This window comes from Thermococcus indicus (genome assembly GCF_006274605.1).
In the GTDB taxonomy this organism is placed as follows: Archaea; Methanobacteriota_B; Thermococci; order Thermococcales; family Thermococcaceae; genus Thermococcus; species Thermococcus indicus.
The window spans coordinates 825,141-845,359 of sequence record NZ_CP040846.1; the positions used below are offsets into that span (position 1 = coordinate 825,141).

The window sequence follows — 20,219 nt, forward strand, 5'->3', positions numbered from 1 at the left end:
GGAGGTTCAGATTTCGCCCTCTATCTCGCGCCTTATGCGCTCGATGAATTCCTCGGTGAAGTGATGCCTCTCCTCGGCCATCCTCCTCGCGGTTTCGGTGTACATCAAATCCTTCAGCTTCAGTATCTTTTCCTCAAAGTGCTCTAAGGAATCCTCGATGCTCCTTCCGTGCTCGCCCGAGTACATGAAGACCCTTGCGATTCCTATGGCACCAATGGCGTCGAGCTTGTCGGCGTCGCTCAGGATTTTTGCTTCAAGCGTTTCCGGCTCGGGTCCCCTCGAAAAGCGGTGGGCTTCTATGGCGTGGGCAACCGCCTCAACCTTCCCCTCAGGGTAGCTGAGGCTTCTAAGGTAGTGCCTCGCTATCCTGGCCCCCTCCGTGGCGTGGTCTTCAACCCTTCCCTCGCTCTCAAGTGGCCTTGCCACGTCGTGGAGGAGGGCCGCAAGGGCCAGGACCTCCAGATCAGCCCCCTCCTCCCTCCCGATGTGGAGGCAGAGGTTGAGCACGCGCTCCACGTGGCTGAAGCCATGGGTTCCCTCCCTTTCAAAGAAATGCCTGGCGTAATCGCGGGTCCGTTCTATGAGCTTGAGGCTTTCCTCGTTGGTTATGAACTCATCGAGCCTCATTCCATCACCTTAGGGCCTCATTTACGAGGGCGTTTAAAAGCTCAACGATTCTCTCGTGAATGTCGAGGCTTATCCCGTCAACCGTTGGCGTCCTAGTTTTGGAGACCCCGTCTATCAGACCGAGCTTCGAGATGGCCCTCACTATTGTCCTCTCGTCCCAGCCGGGGAGCAGTTCTCTGCCGAACTCAATTGACGCCTGAGCCACGAGCCCGTAGGCACCCCAGTTTGAGACCGCCGAGAGGACCAGCTCATCGGTCTCAACGACGCTTGCTATTTTCTCCCCGTGGGGAACGTATCGGACGACCAGATCCCTTATCCTACCCATCCCCACCTCGTTTCCACCGTCGCCTATCCCTATCGTGGGAACTCCAAGGTCCCTCGCCCTGAGAACCGCCCAATCAAAAGTTTCCCTCGTTATCCCCATGCCGCTCATTGAGTAGTACCTCCCGTCGGCGGCCCTGCCCGGGGTTTCCACCGCGATGACAAGGGAATAGGAGGAAACGCCCGGCTCCCTGACGAACTCCAGTCCAAAGGCATCGAGTGCATTTTCCACCTCGGGGTAGGTCAGTATCTCCGCCCTGCCGCCGAGGGTTTCAACGGCCTTGGCTATCGCGAGGGTTCCAGGCGGCCCGTCGGTTTCGGCCCGCATTTCCGGAGGTATGGGAAAGCCCGTGACGATGAGAACGCGTTCATAATTATCCAAAAACAGTTTTGCAGAATTATGTAAAAAATTGGGGTTCTCCCGGCGGTAGTCGAGGTATACCCTAAGAACCCCCCTGTTCCCAACGTCCGTGTTTATCAGATGTGCTATCATGTCTCATTCCTCGAGTTCGTAGACAACTATCCTAACCTTTCTGCCCTTTACCGCCTCTTTAAGCTTCCACCAGAGCTCCGTCGGCTCCTCACTCCTGTGGGTCAGTTCGTGGCCGTTCTCCAGCTTCACCCCCTTCTCCCGGTACCGGACAAAAACTCCCTCAGCGTTGAATACCTCCCTCATTCCAATCCCCCCAGCACTTTTCTCAGCTCGTGAAGCGTTCTAATCTCGTAGTCCGCCATGTTGTAATCCTCGTCGCCATCCCGGTTTATCCAGACCGCCACCATACCCACGTTCTTGGCCCCGTAAACGTCCTGGCTCAGGGAGTCCCCCACCATGACGGCCTCCCCGGGCTCAACGCCGAGTTTCTCCAGGGTATAGAGGAATATTTTGGGCTCGGGCTTTATTGCCTTGACGTCCTCCCGCGTAACGACGACGTCAAAGTAGTCCATTAGACCGGTAAGCCTCAGCTTGAGCCGCTGGTACTCGGGTCCGCTGGTAACGGCCCCAAGCTTATAACCGCTCTCCCGCAGCCACTCAAGCACGGGAATCGTATCCGGATAGACGTGGAGCTTGTGAGGGTACCTCTCCATGAGTTCCTCGTAGCGGAGGTCGAGGTCAAATAGCTCGAAGAAGAAGTTCCAGTCGTGCCAGTCGTAGGTGTCTCTCCTCCCGAATATCTCGCCCAGGAACCGCTCCCTGGCTTCGTCCTTGCTGATTCCAAACCGTCTTGAGAGTATGCCATAAACCTGCGGGAGGAACAGCTGAATCAACGGCATCTCGGTCAGCAGAGTCCCGTCGATGTCGAAAAGAACCGCCTTCATTCTATCACCTACCACTTCTTAACCAGCAGTGCCAGTATCTCAACCTCTCTGTCCAGGTTATCGTCAACGATGACGCCCCATATTATATCCTTCTCGGACAGTATCTCCTGAAAGTTCTTAAGTATTCTATGGGCGTTCATCAGGGGAAATTCCCTTCCAACAAGTATCCCCAAAAGCCCCCTCTCCCAAACACCCCAGTGCCATCTGAAATCAACTTTTTTCAGGATCCTCAAAATCCCCACGTTTCCTCCGTTTATTATGTTGAAGAGGTCGGCGTAATCTATGTTAACGAGCATCTGGGACTCAAGATAATAATGGAGCCTGGAAAACATGTCCGCTATGCTCCTTGAGGCGGTATAAAACGCCGTGGCAAGGGGCTCATCTGAGTTCCCAAAGAAGTCCCACAGAGAGTCATAGAACACCGTTCGGAAATCCTCCGCCCATTTCGGTTTTCTCTCCATAAAAAGCTCCCGTTTAGGCGTTATTACGTATGCAAGGTTTATGGTGTCGCTCGGTACACTGTCAATTATAATCTCCCTCGCGATGTGGTTGGCCTCTTTATCCTCAAATATGAGCCACAAAAAGGTGTTTCTGGGAACCTTGGAGAAAAAGTCTCTCAGTTTTTCTTCGTATTCCCCCGCACGGGGCATTAGCAGATAGGCAGGGTTTATGGTAACCCGAACTGCCCCATCGGCATGGATGTTATTCACGATTCTACTTCCAGCGTTCCCGATTCCAACGAAGACGTGAATATAGGGGGGCATGGTACATCAATAATAAATGGAGAAGAAACAAGTTCATAGTTTTTTCGGTGTTCACTCAAGGGTCGCGTGCTTCTTCTTCATATCCTTCTCCGTCTTCTGGAAGGTGGCCATGAGGAGGGCTATGACCCCGTCGAGGAATATCATGGTGGAGTCCTCGAAGAGGGTTCCCATCGGGGCTATCCACTTGTACTTGGTGAGCATCTGGCGCGCTATGTAGTCTGTCGGGATGTCGGTCTTGGCCCTTCCGGGTATCTCGACGACCACATCGGCGAGCTTTCCAAGGGTTGAATTGGCGTAGGAGGTTATCGCGACCACTTTACCTCCCTGCTTCTTGGCTATTCCGGCTGCATCAACGATGCTGTTGGTCTCACCGGAACCACTGATGGCTATGAGCAGATCGCCCGGCTCGAAGGCCGGCGTTATGGTCTCACCAACGACGTAGACGTTGAAGTCAAGGTGCATGAGCCTCATAGCAAAGGCCTTACCGACGAGGCCGCTCCTTCCCGCGCCGTAGATGAATATCTTGTTCGCTCCAATCATGGCATCGACGAAGCCGCGAACCTGCTCCAGCTTGAGGCTCTCCGAGACGTTGTGTATGTGGTCGATTATGTCGTCCATCGCTTTCCTTATGGTCATCATGTACTCGCCCCAGAAGAGGTCGATTATCTTCCTCGTAACCTCATCCGGCTTCTCAGCCTTGGTTATCGCGCCTCCGACGATTATTATCGTGGCCCCCAGCTCAATGACCTTCGGTATGGTCTGGAGGTTCAGTCCGCCGGCGACGGCAACGGGGACGCTGACGGCTTTAACGACCTTCTCCAGGTCCTCCAGCGGGCTCTTGCCCTGAACCTGCTCGTCTATGCCCGTGTGGACGAGTATGTAGTGAACGCCCATCTTCTCGAGTTCCTTGGCGCGCTTGACCTTGTCCTTAACGCCTATGAGGTCAACCATGACCCTGATTCCATAGCGCCTTGCAACATCAACCGCGTCCTTTATCGTCTTGTCATCGGCGACACCGAGGATAGAAACGACATCGGCACCGTGCCTGGCCGCCATCTCGACCTCCAGAGCGCCGGTGTCCATGGTTTTTAGGTCGGCAACGATCTTCCTGTCCGGGAAGCGCCTCTTGAGAAGCTCCACAGCGCGCATGCCCTCCTTCTTGATGAGCGGGGTTCCAACCTCGAGCCAGTGGGCACCGCCGCGGGCGGCCTTCTCAGCGATAGAAATGGCCTGCTCAATGTCAGTCAGATCAAGGGCAACCTGAAGTATCATCTCCTCGCCTCCGAAGAGTTTTCGATTTAACCTCAGAATGCTACTTTTTAAACTTTGGCGTCGCGAATTAACATTTAAATGTCCAAATACAGCGCCAAGGTTTAAAAGCCCGAGTGCCAACACGGGTCGGTGGAATCAAATGGTGACGTTCATTCCCTTCGGCGAAAAGCCAAACCGCGACGGTGTTCTCTACGTTCTTCAGCTCCTCAAAAGGAACAAACTCATAGAGGATTACATGATAGTTGAATCGAGCAGGGTCGAGCTTCTGGCCGAGAGGATTCCCCAGGACAGCGCGTACATAATAGGGGAGCACCTCGCCACGTACGGAATAGTTGAAAAGCTCAGGCCCCAGTCCCTCATAAGCGTCGATGCCCACACCGACCTGATGCACGACTACCTCGACCACGGCTCGTGGCTGGCCTATACCCTTGAGGAGCGCCTCGTAAACCGGGCCGTCGTCCTCGCCCCCGTCCTCATGATACCGACCACCGAGAGGACTCAGCTCTGGACGCGGCGCGTCAAGATATTTCCCGCCCTCCTGAGGAGCAGGAAAGTCCGCGGGAAGTGGAAGGCCTATAAGAACCTTCAGACAAACGACCTGCTCGAGATACTCGACGAGTCCAAGAAGTACCTCGGTGACGAGGTTTACCTCACCGTGGACATGGACGTTCTAAGGCCCGAGTACAAAATCGCCCGCTTCCAACACGGCGAGCTTACGCTTGAAGAGCTCCTGGAGCTTTTGGAGGGGATCAAGGAGAACTTCAGGATAGCGGCTTTTGACATCGCCGAGGTCTCGGACAGGATAAGGCGTTCGAGACTCGGGAAGAAGGCATTCGTCGAGGTGTTCCAGCTCCTGACGGGGTGATTGAATGAGCGCCAGAGGGCCCACAGAGGAGGAGATACGGAACATAATAATGCCCCTCATGCTTTCGGGGGCCAAGATGCTCGACAGGCACTGCCCCAGGTGCGGTTCACCGCTCTTCGAGAAGGACGGGAAGGTCTTCTGCCCGGTCTGCGAGCACAGGGCAAAGCAGAGAAAGGCCGAGATGAAGGGCGTTGAGGAGAGGCTGATGGAGAAGCTCAACGAGCTCGCCAACTCCCTCCCGGAGGACATAGACGAACTGGAGAAACACTTAAGGGCAATGGAGAAGATAATAGAACTGCTGGAAAGATACCGGAAACTGGAGGGAGGAGAATGAAGAATGTAAAGGTTCTGGAGGCCCTCGGCGATGGCCCCAAGACCATCGAGGAAATAGCGGGAAAAACCGGCATCCCCGCGATGGAGGTGCGCCGCTACCTGCTCCGCTTCGTCGAACAGGGCAAGGTCGAGAGCTACCAGAAGGACGGGAAGCTCTACTGGAAGCTGAAGGAGAAGGACGAGCTCGAGGAGGAGTTCAAGTACGTTTGAGCCCCCAACTTTTTCTTTGAATTGAGCCGCGAGTAATCGGTTTTTACCCCCCATTTTTGACTCATAGTGTTGCGATTTTGACAAGTAGAAATTCAAATAGTTTTTTATATGGCCCTGTAGTACTCATGATGGTGATGTCCTGTGGCAAAGTTCGCACTGTGGTGGGTTAGATGGAACGGTTCTGACTACGAGTCGAGGATGACCGTCGGGGGCAGAAAGGCCACCCCCGAGGACTTCAGGGAGAGGGGCTTTGACAGGATTGTTGTACTGGATGGCGAAGGGCGTAACTCCCGTTGTAGTGGTTCTATGTACTCCAATGGATATAATGATGGAAGAGAACTAGCAGAATGGGTTCTCTCCCTGGGCATTGACATGCCACTTTACATAACCATACCATTTTACCGCCCTGATGGAAAGCAAAGGGATCAAACCCGGGCATCATTTTCAAGCGTTCCTGATTCATACTACAGGGGTTGGATTGATGGAGTTCTTTCAGTCAATATTGACAACATGAAGGGCTTTTACTGGAGTTACGAGAGCTGTCTTCAAACTGGTTCATATGGTGGAAATGTCTCCCAAGAGTTTATTCAGGGTGTTTATGATTATATCCACGGACATGGACAAGAACTAATGTGGATCCCGGCAACAGGTAACAGAGGGGTTACGTATTTGGATGATCCTTCCTTTTGCACTATTCAGAGTTTAGTAAGATACTTTGACTACATCTTTGTTCAGCCTAACTATTACCAGAATTCAATACTCAACGAAAAGTATGGCACTGTACCTTATACTTATCAGAAACTCATCGAAAAAGTTGAATGGATTGACCACATGCCGGATAATGTTTCAATAGAGATGGAAGTCGACAGAAGCATTCTTTATGACTATATATCCCGAACACACATGGAAGAGAATTTTAGAGAATCCTTAATAGAAAGATGTGGTCCTAGGTTTACGCGCGAGTGCTTGATTCAATATACATATGATGCAAAAGAAATAGCCTTCCATTATTTAAAAGCTCAGAAAGATATACTCGGTAAAAAATATGAAGACCTAGTTTATTACTTCAGCGTAGATCTCAGAGTCATTGACGAAATGGAAGGCTTTTCGAGAAAATTCGGTGAGGAATATGTATAGACGAGTTACATTTCTTTTCTTTGTGTTATTCCTCTTACTTCTGGCTTTTCCCACACCCACAGCAACCTCTGTAGATTGCTCCCCTTATGAAGTTTACTCCATTGACTCGGTCTTCCAGGTAGACGGCTGGCTCCTGATAGGGGTTTCCCACGTGAGCTATACCTGCGAGATGATAGCTGGTGAATGGGAGAACAGAGTTGACACCGCGAATTCCTACCTAATCCTGACCGATGGGAGTAAGGCGTTCTTGATTGGCGGCTCGGGCCCTCCCCTTGACTGGACAATGCCGGCAGGTTTCCTAAACGGAACCCTCTACGCCGCTAGGATCTCCAAATCTAAAGAACCCTACAAAAACGTCACCGTGACCATCAACGGCGAGCCCTACAACTTCACGCTCCTCAAGAACGTGACAGTAAGGGAGATCTACCGCCTTGGGGGGAGCTGCTTTGAGAAGGTTTCAGAGTGCACCGTTACCGCCTACCCAAACGGAACCGTGATCAAAAGGTGCAACGGAGCGCAACTTAACGTCTCGGCCTTTAAGCTCCCCTCAACGCAGACCCACGGGAGCTACGTGGAGGTCAGAGATGGAAGGCTCGCATTTACTTTGGAGGGGAAGGACTACACCGCCACGCCTCCGGGAGATATAAATGCCTCAAGGCTCAGTCTAAGGGCTTTCAAGGCGAAAAGAGGGGTTGTGCTGATCAACAGGAAGGTAGTGCAACTTCCCGCTGGGGAGGGCCTTGATGAAGCCCCTCTGCTCTTCAGGATCGAAAACGGGACGGTTTCCCGGCTTGAAGTGTTCCCAGATTTTAGCGAGCTTGTATGCGGGAAGCCGGTCGTGTCTGAGACAAACGCCACCGCTGAACTACACAAACCCGCTACACACGGGAGAAAAATCTGCGGCCCTGCCCTTCTGGTTCTGCTGGCAACACTCGCGCTGGCAGTACGGAGACGTAAGTAGTACAGTATAAAGAACACATGGGGAGATTTGAACCAAAGCTGAGTAACCGGTTTTTACCCCCAATTTTTGGTTCGTATTGTTGCGATTTTAACAAGTAGAATTCCAAATAGTTTTTTATATGTTAAGACATTGTTTCATAATGGTGATGTCTTGTGGCAAAGTTCGCACTGTGGTGGGTTAGATGGAACGGTTCTGACTACGAGTCGAGGATGACCGTCGGAGACAGGAAGGCTACTGTTGATGACTTCCGGGAGAGGGACTTTGACAGGATTGTTGTACTGGATGGGGAGGGAGGAGGTTCTCACTATACTGGCCCGCATTATGATTCAGGACGCAACGATGGGAAAGAATTCGCTAGGTGGGTAGCGAAACATATACGCGGGATTCCGGTGTACATAACGATACCCTTCAAGCGTCCTGATGGAAGCCAAAGGGATCAGGCACTGATCCCATTTAAATACTCCGGCGTGAACTCGTACTATCAAGGCTGGATTGATGGTGTTCTGAGCATTAACAACGACAACCTCAAAGGATTCTACTGGAGCTACGAGAGCTGTCTTCAAACCAGCAACTATGGCAAGAACGTTTCTAAGGAATTCATCCAATACATGTACGACTACATCTACAACCAGGGTCTGGAGTTGATCTGGATTCCCACGATTGGGAACAGGACTATGGGGCAGATACAAAACAGGGTAATCAAGGATTTAGTTGCTATCCCAACTCTTGCGAAGTATTTTGACCACGTGTTTGTTCAGCCTCACTATTATCAGACTACCAAATTAGACGATGGAAGTGATTACACCCTACACGAATTGACACTCCGTGTGAAGTGGATGCTGAACCATGGGCTTTCCATTGAGATGGAAGCCGACAACAGCATAGTTGGAGAACCGAGCAACTGTGCATATTGTAAAAGCACCCAGGGAACATGGAAGAATGGTAACTTTATAGAAAAAGTAGGATGTGACAAAACACCTAATCAGGAAACAGAACAGAAGTGCATTAACCGCGCCTGTGACTACTATAGAGCCATTCTCGAAGTAAACCCCAGCGTATTCTCAACCAGGGCCTACTACTTTGGTACCGATTTGAAAGTCATAGACAAGGTGAGAGCAAAATGCCCAGAATGGTAGTTCCCATCTTCATCGCTTTGCTTTTTCTCACCCTTCAGGTTTCCGCAACGTACTACGTAAAAGAGCCCGGTCCCCTTTACGAGGTAAAATACTCGGTTCTCTCGAACGGAACCGATGCCTTAATTCATCTGGAAGTCCTCCAGTGGGGAGTCAGCTGCGGCATGACCGACTGCTGGCCTGAGGTCTTTTACGGCCACGAGTACCTCCTGTTCTCCGATGGCGGCAGGCTTTACCTGCTGAACTTTACTCCTGCGGTAGGAGTTCCCACGGAGGGGATAATCTACAGGAGAGCAACGTTCATCAACGGGAGCTGGTACGTGGAGATGGAGTACTACCTCCCAGATTACTCCAGGGCCGATATGGTTTACAGGCTTAATACCCGGAACTTCTGCGTTGAGCAGGTAAACGTCAGCAGTTGGTTCTGGATCTCCCAGGGAAAGATTAGCAACGAGATAAACGGCTGGAAGATTGAACTGCAATCCTGGGGTCCCGGCGAGTGGAGTCACGCGAACGTGAGCGACCTCTGGATCGCTTCCAGCAAAAGCGCGAGCAGCTGGTCTCCAGGTCCGGCCATCGTTGTGAATTCGAGCGTTTTCCCGGTTTACTTCATCATCAAAAAAGACGAATTGGCAAGAAACGTCACCCTCGTTTACCTGGACACAACTGGAAACAACAGTCTGATACAGGGTTTCTGGTTTCCGAATAACGTCAAAATCGTCAACGTGACGGTCTGCAAGACCAGTAAGAATACATCCACCAGCACGGCCGTTGAGACCAACGGCACAACCTACACAACAAAGACGTCTCCTAATACAACAAAAACACAAACCAACACAAAAGAAACCAAAAAGGGCATCTGCGGGCCGGCTTTTCTCCTCTTCGGCGCTTTAACCTCAGCCTGCGTGAGGAGAATTAGGAGGTGGCGCTCATCAGAAAGTTCATAGCTCTCTTAGCTGTAATTCTCTCAATTCTAGTTTTGACTCAGACGGTCTCGGCGGATTGCTCTGCCTATGAGGTTTACCTCGTCTGGGGAGTTTATCTCACAAACGGCTGGTTACTCATCGTCGTCCAGCACGACAGCTACACCTGCGAGATGATAGCTGGTGAATGGGAGAGCAGGCTGGACTTCGCAAATTCTCTCCAAGAATACTACGTCCTGACGGACGGAGAGCGAGCCTTTCTGCTCGGGGGATACGGGCCTTCGCTCATGAATACAACTCCGGTTGGCATGATAAACGGAACGTTCTACGTGCTTAGGGTGGAGAAATCCACGGAACCGTACAAAAACCTTACTGTGGCCATCGACGGCGAACCAAAGAACTTCACACTCATCAAGAACGTGACAGTAAGGGAGATCTACCGCTTTGAAGGGAACTGCCTTGAGAAGGTTTCAGAGTGCACCATCACCGCCTACCCAAACGGAACCGTGACCAAAAGGTGCAACGGAGCGCAACTTAACGTCTGGGCCTTTAAGCTCCCCTCAACACAGACCCACGGGAGCTACGTGGAGGCCAGAGATGGAAAGGGTAACATTCACTTTGGAGGGAAGGGACTACACCGCCACGCTTCCAGAGAGTATAAACGCCTCAAGGCTCAGTCTAACGGCTTTCAAGGCGAAAAGAGGAATTGTGGTGATCAACAGGAAGGTGGTGCAACTTCCCGCTGGAGAGGGTCTTGATGAAGCCTCTCTGCTCTTTAGGATCGAAAACGGGACGGTTTCCCGGCTTGAAGTGTCCCCAGATTTTAGCGAGCTTGTATGCGAGAAGCCAGTTGTGTCTGAGGCAAACGCCACCACTAAACTACACGAACCCGCAACAACCAGGAGAGAAATCTGCGGTACTGCCTTTCTGGTTCTGCTGGCAGCATCAGCGCTGGCAATAGAGAAACGCAGGTGGGGCAGTAAAAAGGCACACGAAGAACAAGGGAAAAGAGGAATCAGGCCTTCTTGGCCTGCTCCCAGTACTCGTTGAACTTGCCCTCGAAGAGGGCCTTGACGCGGAAGTCCTTGATCCATATCTGGGTCTCGTAGTTGAAGTAGCGAGCCGCCATGTCCTCGAGGGCGAAGAAGACCTCGTCGTCGCAGATGAGCATCGGGAGCTCGAGCTTGTCGATGACCTTGAGCTCGACCTTGCCCTTCTTGTAGTAGTCCATTATCTTCGAAGTGCCGAGCCTGTGGAGGACGTTCTCGGTGACGATTATCTTGGCCTTGGCGCCGTTGTCGATGGCCTTGATGATGTCGCTCTCGAGGTTGATCGCTATGTAGCCGTCGTCAGCCAGGAGGATCTGCTCCTTGACCTCCTCGAACATCTCCTTGGTCTTGAGGGTGGCGTTCCTGATTCCCCTGACCACCCAGACCTTCTCGACGCCGTACTTCGGAATCTCGGTCTCGATGAGCGGGCTCATGAGCTCAAGGAGTTCCTCCTTCGCCTTCTTCTTGAGCTCAAGCTCTTCTGCAACGCGCTCCTGCCACTCCTCGATGAACTTCTCGAGGATGTTCTGCGGGTGGACGGGCCTGTACTTGTTGACCTTACCCGGCTGGCTGATGGCGAAGCCCTTCTTCTCAAGGCTCCTGAGGACATCGTAGGTCCTCGGCGCCGGAACCTCCGAAACGCTTGCCAGCTCGGCCGGGGTGAGGACGCCAAAGCCGACCAGTGCCACGTACGCCCTGGCCTCGTAGAGGTTCAACTCAAAGTGCTCCTGAAGGAGCTCAACCATCCTGTCCTTAACCATTCTTACCACCACCGTATTTTCCATTTGTATGTTGGGCTCCATCACATATAAGTTTTTTCCAAATGTTGTTAGTGTCTTCGGTTATGTCCCGAAGATTACCCCGGGATGACTTCCCGGGATATTATATCCGTTGCGCATACATGCAAACCCATTACTACATCAGGATTTTAAAATTTTTGGTTTTACTTGGGAGCAAAATCACCCCAAAACCTTTTGTCGCTATGCTGCCGTTAAAATTCTAAAAAACCTGACCCTCCGTACCGGAACAGTCCAAAGCTGGTATCATCAAAAGTGTTATGGCACAGGTATCAAAAAGTAGTAAATAACCCGCGGAAAGAAACATTATTGGGGCTTCCCGTTCCCCAGATATCCCTGCAGCTCCCGGTAAAGCGCGTTTAGAACCTCCTGATAATCGACGCTGCCCTCCTCAATGCGGTCCATCATCTCCTCGAGCCCCCGAGTTTTCTCCTCACTGACGAGATCCCTGTACTTACTAATGAGATAGTGATAAACCTTGATGCCCTGATCCGTTGGCACCAGCTTCTTCCTGCCGCGGGTCTCGATGGCGTAGTAGCGCTGGAGGAGCGTCTGAACGATTTTTGCATAAGTTGAGGGACGGCCTATCTTGCGTTCCTTCATCAGGGCTATTATATCTCCCTGGGTGTAGAGTGACACCTTCGGTGCCTTCCACTTCTTGGCCTCTACAACCTTCAGCCTTGTCCCTTTCTCCAGCCTCGGGAGCTGCCTCATCGGCGGGCTCCTCAGCTTTGTCCACCCCTCCTCAACGACCTCAACATAGCCCTCTATCTCGGTCTTTCCGACGCCCGCGTCGATGACGGCCTTTTCATGGATTATCTTTGCCGCCTTCATCTGGCTCGTCATGAACTTCTTGAATATCATATCGTAGAGCCGGTAGTGGTTGCGGGTGAGGTTCTTGGGGAGCTGGATAATCCCATCGCGGATCAACTGCATCAGCCTGCCCGTGTCTATCGGCCTCGTTGGCCTTATGGCCTCGTGGGTTCCCTCCTCACCCCAGGGGCGCGGTTTAAAGTACTCCTCACCGAGTTCCTGGGTAATGTACTCCTTAGCAATCTCTATTCCCGTGTTACTGACGTGGGTGGAGTCAGTGCGGTGATAACTCGTCAGCCCGGCCTCGAACAGGTCTTGGGCCAGGCGCATGGTCTCCGGCGCTGACAGCTTGAGGAATGTGGAGGCGTCCTTAAGCATGGCGTCGGTCGTGTAAGGCGGCGAGGGCTTCAGCTCCCTTTCCTCAAGCTGGACGTCCTCGACGGTGACGTATTCGGGAGGCTCAACGTTCTTTCCGTCCTTCCCAAGCTCCACTGTTATCCCCAGGTCGTTCTCAAGCCTCAGACCCATGAAGTAGGTCTCGCTCTCGGTGAACTCCTTGTAACGCTCGATCACCCAGCCGAGAACCGGCGTCTGAACCCTTCCGGCGGAGAGGTTGCGGTTCTCAAAGACTCTCTGAAGTTCCTGGCTCAGCTCAAAGCCTATCCACCTGTCCTCTATTCTCCTCACTATCTGCGCGTTGACGCGGCCCTCGTTGACGTCCCTGGCCTCTTCGATGGCCCTCATTATCGCCGGTCTCGTCACCTCGTGGAACTCTATGCGCTTGATGTTCGGGGTGTACGGACTCAGGACGTTCATGATGTCCCAGGCTATCTTCTCACCCTCCGTATCGGGATCGGTTGCGATGAGTATCTCATCGACCTCCTGGGCCAGCTCACGCATCGCCTTGACGTTCTGAAGGGCGTCGCGGACGTTGGTCGAGCCGCAGCGCGGACAGACGCATTTCTCCTCCCAGTCCACGAACTGATGACCACAGTCGCGGCAGCGCTTGATGGTGTCGTAGACGGGTATGAACTTCAGCATGTCGTCTTTCTCGTCAACCAGAACGCCGTGGTAGCCCTCGTTCGTTACGAGGTCAAACATGTGCCCGCCGCTCGCCAGAATGGTCAGCATCATATTTCCTATGCTCACCTCGTAGGCGACCAGGTCACCTATCCTCGTCTTGCTTGGCTGGCCGAAGAAGTTGGCTATCGTCCTGGCCTTGTTCGGGCTCTCTACTATCATGAGGGCGGATTTGACGAGGTCCTTGACCTTGGCGCTTATCTTGCCCTCCATGACGAGCCTTACCTTCTCCCTGTCCTCGTCTATCTGTCTCAGAACATCATCGAGGTCCAGCTCCTCGAAGGGCACCATCTTGAATTCCGTGAAGCGCCAGCGCATCTGCCTGAGGAGGCCGTTGAAGACCTTCTCGTTGTCAACTATGAGCACGCTCAGTCCCTTGGTGATTCCACCGGCAAACAGACGGCTCGTCCTTCCGGTGGCCTGGATGTACGTTCTAACATCGGGAATCTCGATGTACCACTTGCCACCTTCCTCCTTCAGGCTGATGAATGGATCCTCGGCGAGCTTTCTGAGAACCTCCTCGTCCTTGAGGACCCTCCTCAGAAATTCGACCAGCTCGCGGAAAACGCCGAGGACGTGGTTGTGGAACTCGTTCTCTATCGGCAGTCCCTCGGCTAAAGCTTCCTCTATCTTGAGGAGCTCGAACTGAGGGATGTTCCGTATCAGCCTCCTGAGCCTCGCATGGAGCTTTTCAGCCTGCTTCCTGTCTTCGTCGCCCAGGAAGTCCATGACCTCGCTGAGGAGACCGAGGGCGCGGTAGATGGTCGGCCTTTCGAGGTCTATGGAGAAGCGAAACTTGGGAACGCCGGTGAATATAGCGTAGCGGATGAGGTGGGGCATGTCGAGACCGCGGACGAGGGAGCCGTAGTATGTGGCGGAGCCTATGAGGTAGTCGGCCTCCCCATTCTCGAAGCGTTCGATGGCCTTCCTGTTCTTGGAGCTGACGAGTTCGATTCTGAAGCCGCGCTCGCGGAGATAATTGGCCAGCTCCTCGGCGTAGGTCAGGCCCTGATCGATCGGTGTGAAGATTATGCCCCCCTTCCCGAGCATCGTTAGAAGCTCTTCAATGTGCTCCCTGATGTCCTTGCTCGGCTTTAGGTAGCTGTCAGCGACGTTCCTGAGGGCGCTTCTCCCGCTTCCAACCTCGAAACCCAGGAGCTCGCGGTAGAGCTTTATCCTGTCGCCCCTCGCCGAGCCCGTGGCCGAGGCGATGATCATGATGCCAATATCGTTCTTCGACTTGAACTCCTCAATCTCGCGCTGGAGTTCCGCTATCTGAGCGTTTAGCTCCTTAAGTCTCTCCTCCCGGTCCTTGGCGCGTCCGTTCAGGTATTTGGACATCTGCTTTTTGAGGCGGATTATCTCCCAGGCCTTTCCGATTACCTCGTCGTTGAAACCGAGGAGGTAAAGGGAGCGGTCTATGTTCTTGCTCGCCTTGAGAAACGCATCAACGTCATCGACGAATATGAAATCGAAGTGCCTGCCCTTCAGAACCTCATCGAACTTCCTGGCCATCCACTGGGCACTGGTAACGAGGATATCGTAGTCCCCGCCGGTTATCTTGGCCAGCATCTCCTCCTTCTCCTTCTTGCGGAGGTTGCCGTGGTAGTAGGCGAGGTTGACCTCAACGCCCGCGTTCTCCGCTATCTTCCGAATCTTCCTGACGGTCTGAACCACCAGCGGGGTGGTGGGCACGACTATGTAGCTCTTCTTCCCTCTGGTCGCGTGCCACACCGCCATGACGGCTCCAAAGGTACTCTTGCCCATCCCAGTGGGGGCTATGATGGAGAAGCTCCTGCCCTTCAGGAGTCTCTTAACCCACGTCCTCTGCGCGCTCCAGAAGGTAAAGCCCGTGGCCCTTTCGAAGAACCCCTCAACCTCACGCAGCCCGTTCTCGAGGGAGTATATCTTCTCCCACTCTTTCAACGTGCCTCTGAGCTCCAGGGCGCTTCTAACCGCAGTGATGAGGTCAAAATAAGAATCCGCCGTGACGGTGTCATCGAGACACTCGCTGCACGGGTTCTTATTGATCAGCCTCTCATCGGAGATTCTACCGAGGCAGTTCGGGCACATATCCCGGTAAATCGCCTTCATTTTCTCACCCTCTAAGTTCCTATTTGGGGTTGGGGAGATTTATAAGGCTTTTTTAGAGGGCCGTCTCAAGCTCTCTCAGTTCGTTCTCAAGCTTTAGGGAAAGCTCATAGTCGCTGAAAACGTGCCGGTATTCCTCAATAACCTCTTCAAGGAAGTGCAGGGCTTCCCTTTTCCCGGTCATACCCACGAGCCTCAGCGCCCGCCTGAAAAGCCTCGCGACCTCACTCCCGCTCTCGTCGGTGCTGAGGGCAAAGCGGAGCTCTTTGAGTGTAACGTCGAGGGCCAGCTCCGGAACCTCCGCGAGGAACTCCATGGCGACCGCTTCAGGAAAGAGATCGGCGTGACGGTCGAAGGCCTCAAAGTAGAAACCGTTCTCGTGGGCCTTCATAACGGCCGCAACGTGCTTGCAGTCACCTCCCAGGGGGCAGGTGCAGGTGTTCTCCCCCGTCGAGAGATCCAGCTCCACGTAGTACTGGTAAGTGCCCAGAACCTTGGAAAAGAGCCTGTCACCGTACTTGACGACCCATAGAACCTTTCCCGCCTTGTAGTAGCGCTCACCCTTCCGGAGGGTCTTCTCGTCCATGGCTCTCACTCTCACCGCTTGGCGGGGGTTGCTTTAAGCCTTTCGGACGAAAGCGTTTTATCCTCTGGGAGCATACTATAACCGGTGGTGACCATGGATGTTTTTGAGCTGGCCAGGCGCTATCACGACGAGCTGGGCATAAAAGAGCCGAGCATGGCCACGATGGCGGCGGAGTTCTTTGGCGACCTGGGTCTAAAGATGGCGGAGTTCCTCAAGGGGGAGGGCTACGCCGTCGTGAACACCAAGTTCGTCGACTATGACAAGAGCCTCGTGCTGGACATAACAAAAGGAGAAAACATATTTGAGATAACCCTGCGGAAGAGCTAGTCTCAATACCGGTTCTCGTAGTCGAAGATTATCTCCTTCTTTTCTCCGGGCTTCAGGGTCACCCTGAAGTCGATGTAGTTGGCGGTCTCTTCGATCGGCCCGATGCTCGAACTCAGCAACTTGCCCCACTTGTGGTGCCTGACTATCACCGTCTTGGTCTCGTTCCCGAAGTTCTCGAGGGTTACCTTTATCTTGTAGTACGTGTAGCCCTCGCCGTTCCTCTGATCGAGCACGGTAGTCGTGCCCTTGAGGTCGTAGTCCCTGCCGATGCCTATCCTCAGCATCTCGCCCTTGGGGGTGTGCTCGATGGCCCTCTCGCCCACGAGGAGGCTCCCGTCGTCGGTCTCCCTGTATATTTCGACGATCCCCGCTGGGAGAACCTTCTCGGTCTTGAACGATATCGACTCATAGACCGGTCCCTCCCGGCTGTAAGGCCAGCTCTCGTAGAGGTACTCCCTCTCGAAGGAGGCTTCGAAGTTGATGTAGGGGTACATCATCCTGCTCGCGGGGTTCAGGTCAACGATGCCGAGCTTGTAGAGGTAGAACGCCTCTATCTTCTCCGGCTCGCCGACGCTGACCTGGTCGGTTCCCTTCTCGGCCATCGCGTAGAGGACCCTCGGCTGGGGAACGTTCTGATACAGCTGGACGTCGCCCGCAACCAGGAGAACCTTCGCGTCCCTGAACTCCTGGGCGGTGGGGTTGTTGAGGACTATGTAACCGTAGAGCTTCGCGTTATCGCCGATGTAGAGCTTGTACCTGCTCTCCCAGCTCATGTTGGAGACGCGGTAGATTATGCTCACGTTGTACTTTCCGGCTTTCTCGGCCTGAAGAACCGCGTAGACGCTCGCCTTCCCCTCAAGGTTCTTGGCCTTGAAGTATGAAACTTCGTTCGGATTTATGAGGTAGTAACCGTCGCCCTCGATGGCTATCTTCCCGTTCTTGAAGCCGAGGAACTTGCCAGTAACGGTGTCGCCGCTCCTCAGCTTGACCTCGACCTCGCTCCCGACGTTGGCGCTGTAAACGTCCCCTGTTGAGCCTTTGCTGAAGACCCCGAGGACGTGTACTCCACCATCAAGAGGCCTTATCGTGACCTCCGCTATGTCGAGCCCGGCCAGCTCCTCCAGGGGCACGTCGTTTATTCCCTCATCCAGCTCGACCTCCATGACCCTCTCCACAACCCCGATCTTCGCGGAGTTGTAGAGAACGACGGTGGTGTCGCTCGCCGCTGCCTTCTCACCATGGAACGAGAAAACTGCCAGGATTATAAGTGCAATTCCACCCACTGCAGCCATCGCCTTCTTTCTCATGAAAATCACCTGTACTGTATTAGGCGGCGGAGTATTTATACCCCCCTCATCGCTTCAAACCAGGCCGAAACGAAAGAAACGATTGGTTGACGAATGGAAACCCTTTTAACCCCCCTGCCGGATTGAGAACTGTCAAGCTGATGGGGTGATTGGTATGGACAGGATCGAGAAGGCTAGGGCAATCATCGAGAAGGCCAAGGCCGAAAACAGGCCGCTCGTCGAGCCTGAGGCTAAGGAGATACTCAAGCTCTACGGCGTCCCCGTTCCGGACTTCAAGGTCGCCACCAACGAGGAGGAGGCCGTTCAGTTTGCCAGGGAGATAGGCTACCCGGTCGTCATGAAGATCGTTTCTCCGCAGATTATCCACAAGAGCGACGCCGGCGGTGTCAAGGTCAACATCAAGAGCGATGAAGAGGCCAGGCAGGCCTTCAAGACCATCATGGAGAACGCCAGGAACTACAAGCCCGATGCAGACCTCTGGGGCGTCATCATCTACCGCATGCTCCCGCTCGGCAAGGAGGTCATAGTCGGTATGATCCGCGACCCGCAGTTCGGCCCGGCCATCATGTTCGGTCTCGGTGGAATCTTCGTCGAGATCCTCAAGGACGTTAGCTTCCGCGTCGCCCCGATAACCAAGGATGAGGCCCTCGACATGATCAAGGAGATCAAGGCCTACCCGATCCTCGCCGGAGCCCGCGGTGAGAAGCCCGTTAACATCGATGCTCTGGCGGACATAATCACCAAGGTCGGCGAGCTCGCTCTCGAGCTTCCGGAGATCAAGGAGCTCGACATCAACCCGATCTTCGCCTACGAGGACAGCGCGGTTGCGGTTGACGCGAGGATGCTCCTTTGAGGGCTTTTGGCCCTTTTCTCTCCTATTCTGAACCACTCTTACCATGTCTGGATCTGAAGCCTCGTCGACAGGTTTTTAAGTATAACCACGGTTATTATAATGGTGGTTATACTAATGACCATTATACAAAGGCGGGAGCTGGATCGCGTCCTTGGAGTTAGGTGGCTCCTGCTCTACGGCAGAAGGAAAACGGGAAAAACCTTCTACGTCAGGGAGAGGAGCCAATACTCCAAGTACTTCGTTGTAACCCGGGGGAGGAGCCTCGTCGACATAGAAAGCGGTGAAGAGCTGACGATAAGCGAATTTACACGTCTCCTGCCATATATGATACAGAGCGGTCGCGTTGTTATTGATGAATTCCACCGGCTGGACGAGCCCTTCTTCTCACTGCTCCAGGGCCTCTCTGGAAAGGGAGAATTGACACTTATAACCTCAACAAGACACTACTTCCGGCGCTTCATTGGCGAGAACAGCCCGCTCCTCGGCCTCTTTCACCTCCAGGAGGTGAGACTCGTTGACCCAAGGGATGCCATGGCATACGTTGCCGGTCTCGGGATAAAGGGAAAATCCCTAATGGAGCTTGCCTGCCTCGTTCAGGAGCCGTGGCTGGCGCAGACCGTGGAAACTATGAAGGAGCGAACCTTTGAAGTGCTCGGGAACCTTTTGAGGGACTATGTACCGAGCCTGACGGGTGAGATATTCACGGAGGAAGACAAGGAGCTAAGCCAGCGCTATTTTGCTATCCTTGAGGCCGTTGCTGATGGTAAAAGAACCTCTGGAGAAATAGCCTCGGAGCTGTTTTCAAGGGGGCTTATCGAAAAAAACCACCCCGGGGCGGTGAGTCAGTACCTGGAAACCCTCGTGAACATGGGGCTCCTCGAAAGGATACTCCTTTACGGAAAGCGGAGAAAGGGCTACCACTACAGGCACGTTTCACCGGTCGCTGACTTTGCCTTCTACCTGAACTCCAAATACGGGTTCTTCGAAACCGGACTGCCGGAGAAGAACGTCTCCCAGCATCTCGGAGAGAAAATGCCCCGGTACATGGAAACCTTCTTCGAGAGGTTCCTCGCCAGGGTGTATGGTCTCCAGCCCGTGAAAATAGCCCTGCCAGAGCTTGAAGTCGACATAGCCCTGAGAAAGCACAAACGCCTGGCCCTTGTAGGGGAAGTGAAGTGGAAAACCCGGCTGACGAAAAAGGAGCTGAGATCCATAGAGGACAAGCTGAGTAGCCTCGGTGCGGAGAGACAATTCCTGATAGTGCCGGACAGATCAGCGATCCCGGAAGAACCCGAAGAGGTAGAGGTTCTGGACTGGAAGAACTTTGTGGAGCTCTCCAAAATGTGAATTACTCACTCCTCTTTTCATTCCCTGGAACATTTTGCGCGGTTTTCATAGTACTCCAAACCATGGAAAACCTTATAAGGTTCAACGACGTACCCTTTTTGCCATA

The 20,219-nt window shown here is 53.4% G+C and carries 21 protein-coding genes; 11 read left to right on the forward strand and 10 right to left on the reverse strand.

The genetic code is table 11. The features are described 5' to 3' along the window. Window positions 1-6: 6 nt before the first annotated feature. Genes FH039_RS04520 through hxlAB form a run of 6 tightly spaced genes read right to left on the reverse strand, consistent with a single transcriptional unit; the run spans window position 7 to window position 4,301 of the window. Window positions 7-627 (reverse strand): HD domain-containing protein, encoded by a 621-nt coding sequence (locus FH039_RS04520; RefSeq protein ID WP_139680363.1) that lies wholly within the window; start codon window positions 625-627, stop codon window positions 7-9. Window positions 628-631: 4 nt separating this feature from the next. Beyond that, window positions 632-1,441 carry a DUF4392 domain-containing protein gene (locus FH039_RS04525; protein ID WP_139680364.1) on the reverse strand — a complete coding sequence of 270 codons (810 nt, stop codon included), beginning with the start codon at window positions 1,439-1,441 and terminating at the stop codon, window positions 632-634. A gap of 3 nt (window positions 1,442-1,444) precedes the next feature. Next, window positions 1,445-1,624, reverse strand: coding sequence for a hypothetical protein (locus FH039_RS04530; RefSeq protein WP_139680365.1), 180 nt, complete (start codon window positions 1,622-1,624; stop codon window positions 1,445-1,447). Continuing rightward, on the reverse strand, window positions 1,621-2,265 hold the full coding sequence (locus FH039_RS04535) for a TIGR02253 family HAD-type hydrolase (RefSeq protein WP_139680366.1): 645 nt from the start codon (window positions 2,263-2,265) through the stop codon (window positions 1,621-1,623). The genes FH039_RS04530 and FH039_RS04535 overlap by 4 nt, the downstream gene beginning before the upstream one ends. 8 nt (window positions 2,266-2,273) lie before the next feature. Next, complete coding sequence (locus FH039_RS04540) at window positions 2,274-3,029, reverse strand: hypothetical protein (RefSeq protein ID WP_139680367.1); 756 nt, start codon at window positions 3,027-3,029, stop codon at window positions 2,274-2,276. Window positions 3,030-3,080: 51 nt separating this feature from the next. After that, window positions 3,081-4,301, reverse strand: coding sequence for a bifunctional 3-hexulose-6-phosphate synthase/6-phospho-3-hexuloisomerase (gene hxlAB, locus FH039_RS04545; protein ID WP_139680368.1), 1,221 nt, complete (start codon window positions 4,299-4,301; stop codon window positions 3,081-3,083). A 139-nt stretch (window positions 4,302-4,440) separates the two neighbouring features. Between hxlAB and FH039_RS04550 the strand changes: the two genes are divergently transcribed. From FH039_RS04550 to FH039_RS04585, 8 genes are all read left to right on the forward strand, one after another. Then, window positions 4,441-5,166 (forward strand): arginase family protein, encoded by a 726-nt coding sequence (locus FH039_RS04550; RefSeq protein WP_139680369.1) that lies wholly within the window; start codon window positions 4,441-4,443, stop codon window positions 5,164-5,166. Between the two features lie 4 nt (window positions 5,167-5,170). Further along, entirely contained in the window at window positions 5,171-5,500 is a 330-nt protein-coding gene (locus tag FH039_RS04555) for an Sjogren's syndrome/scleroderma autoantigen 1 family protein (protein ID WP_139680370.1), read from the forward strand. Then, a complete protein-coding gene (locus tag FH039_RS04560) occupies window positions 5,497-5,709 on the forward strand; it encodes a helix-turn-helix domain-containing protein (RefSeq protein ID WP_139680371.1) in 213 nt (70 codons plus the stop codon). The genes FH039_RS04555 and FH039_RS04560 overlap by 4 nt, the downstream gene beginning before the upstream one ends. 141 nt (window positions 5,710-5,850) lie before the next feature. After that, entirely contained in the window at window positions 5,851-6,846 is a 996-nt protein-coding gene (locus FH039_RS04565) for a DUF4855 domain-containing protein (RefSeq protein WP_240703281.1), read from the forward strand. 151 nt (window positions 6,847-6,997) lie between these two features. After that, a complete protein-coding gene (locus tag FH039_RS04570; RefSeq protein ID WP_206206166.1) occupies window positions 6,998-7,807 on the forward strand; it encodes a hypothetical protein in 810 nt (269 codons plus the stop codon). A 152-nt stretch (window positions 7,808-7,959) separates the two neighbouring features. Further along, the gene (locus tag FH039_RS04575; protein WP_139680373.1) at window positions 7,960-8,943 is read left to right on the forward strand and encodes a DUF4855 domain-containing protein; all 984 of its coding nucleotides are present in this window, start codon (window positions 7,960-7,962) and stop codon (window positions 8,941-8,943) included. Further along, complete coding sequence (locus FH039_RS04580; RefSeq protein ID WP_139680374.1) at window positions 8,928-9,887, forward strand: hypothetical protein; 960 nt, start codon at window positions 8,928-8,930, stop codon at window positions 9,885-9,887. Before FH039_RS04575 ends, FH039_RS04580 begins: the two co-directional genes overlap by 16 nt. Then, window positions 9,863-10,621, forward strand: a complete 759-nt coding sequence (locus tag FH039_RS04585) for a hypothetical protein (protein ID WP_139680375.1) — start codon at window positions 9,863-9,865, stop codon at window positions 10,619-10,621. The genes FH039_RS04580 and FH039_RS04585 overlap by 25 nt, the downstream gene beginning before the upstream one ends. Before the next feature lie 257 nt (window positions 10,622-10,878). On the opposite strand, the gene trmBL2 is transcribed toward FH039_RS04585, so the two are convergent. The 3 genes from trmBL2 to FH039_RS04600 all read right to left on the reverse strand — a co-directional run bounded on the left by trmBL2 (window position 10,879) and on the right by FH039_RS04600 (window position 16,279). After that, entirely contained in the window at window positions 10,879-11,673 is a 795-nt protein-coding gene (gene trmBL2, locus FH039_RS04590; RefSeq protein WP_139681646.1) for an HTH-type transcriptional regulator TrmBL2, read from the reverse strand. 342 nt (window positions 11,674-12,015) lie between these two features. Continuing rightward, window positions 12,016-15,696: a reverse gyrase gene (gene rgy, locus FH039_RS04595; RefSeq protein ID WP_139680376.1), complete on the reverse strand. Its 3,681-nt coding sequence runs from the start codon at window positions 15,694-15,696 to the stop codon at window positions 12,016-12,018. Between the two features lie 52 nt (window positions 15,697-15,748). Continuing rightward, on the reverse strand, window positions 15,749-16,279 hold the full coding sequence (locus tag FH039_RS04600; protein ID WP_139681647.1) for an SWIM zinc finger family protein: 531 nt from the start codon (window positions 16,277-16,279) through the stop codon (window positions 15,749-15,751). A 93-nt stretch (window positions 16,280-16,372) separates the two neighbouring features. Between FH039_RS04600 and FH039_RS04605 the strand changes: the two genes are divergently transcribed. Continuing rightward, window positions 16,373-16,606: a hypothetical protein gene (locus tag FH039_RS04605; RefSeq protein WP_139681648.1), complete on the forward strand. Its 234-nt coding sequence runs from the start codon at window positions 16,373-16,375 to the stop codon at window positions 16,604-16,606. A gap of 2 nt (window positions 16,607-16,608) precedes the next feature. Here the strand turns inward: FH039_RS04605 and FH039_RS04610 are convergent, their stop codons facing one another. Next, window positions 16,609-17,913: a DUF4139 domain-containing protein gene (locus FH039_RS04610; protein WP_139680377.1), complete on the reverse strand. Its 1,305-nt coding sequence runs from the start codon at window positions 17,911-17,913 to the stop codon at window positions 16,609-16,611. A 154-nt stretch (window positions 17,914-18,067) separates the two neighbouring features. On the opposite strand from FH039_RS04610, the gene FH039_RS04615 reads away from it, so the two are divergent. Both FH039_RS04615 and FH039_RS04620 read left to right on the forward strand, forming a co-directional pair. Further along, complete coding sequence (locus tag FH039_RS04615; protein WP_139680378.1) at window positions 18,068-18,766, forward strand: acetate--CoA ligase family protein; 699 nt, start codon at window positions 18,068-18,070, stop codon at window positions 18,764-18,766. Window positions 18,767-18,865: 99 nt separating this feature from the next. Beyond that, a complete protein-coding gene (locus FH039_RS04620) occupies window positions 18,866-20,113 on the forward strand; it encodes an AAA family ATPase (RefSeq protein ID WP_206206167.1) in 1,248 nt (415 codons plus the stop codon). The last annotated feature ends 106 nt before the right edge of the window (window positions 20,114-20,219 follow it).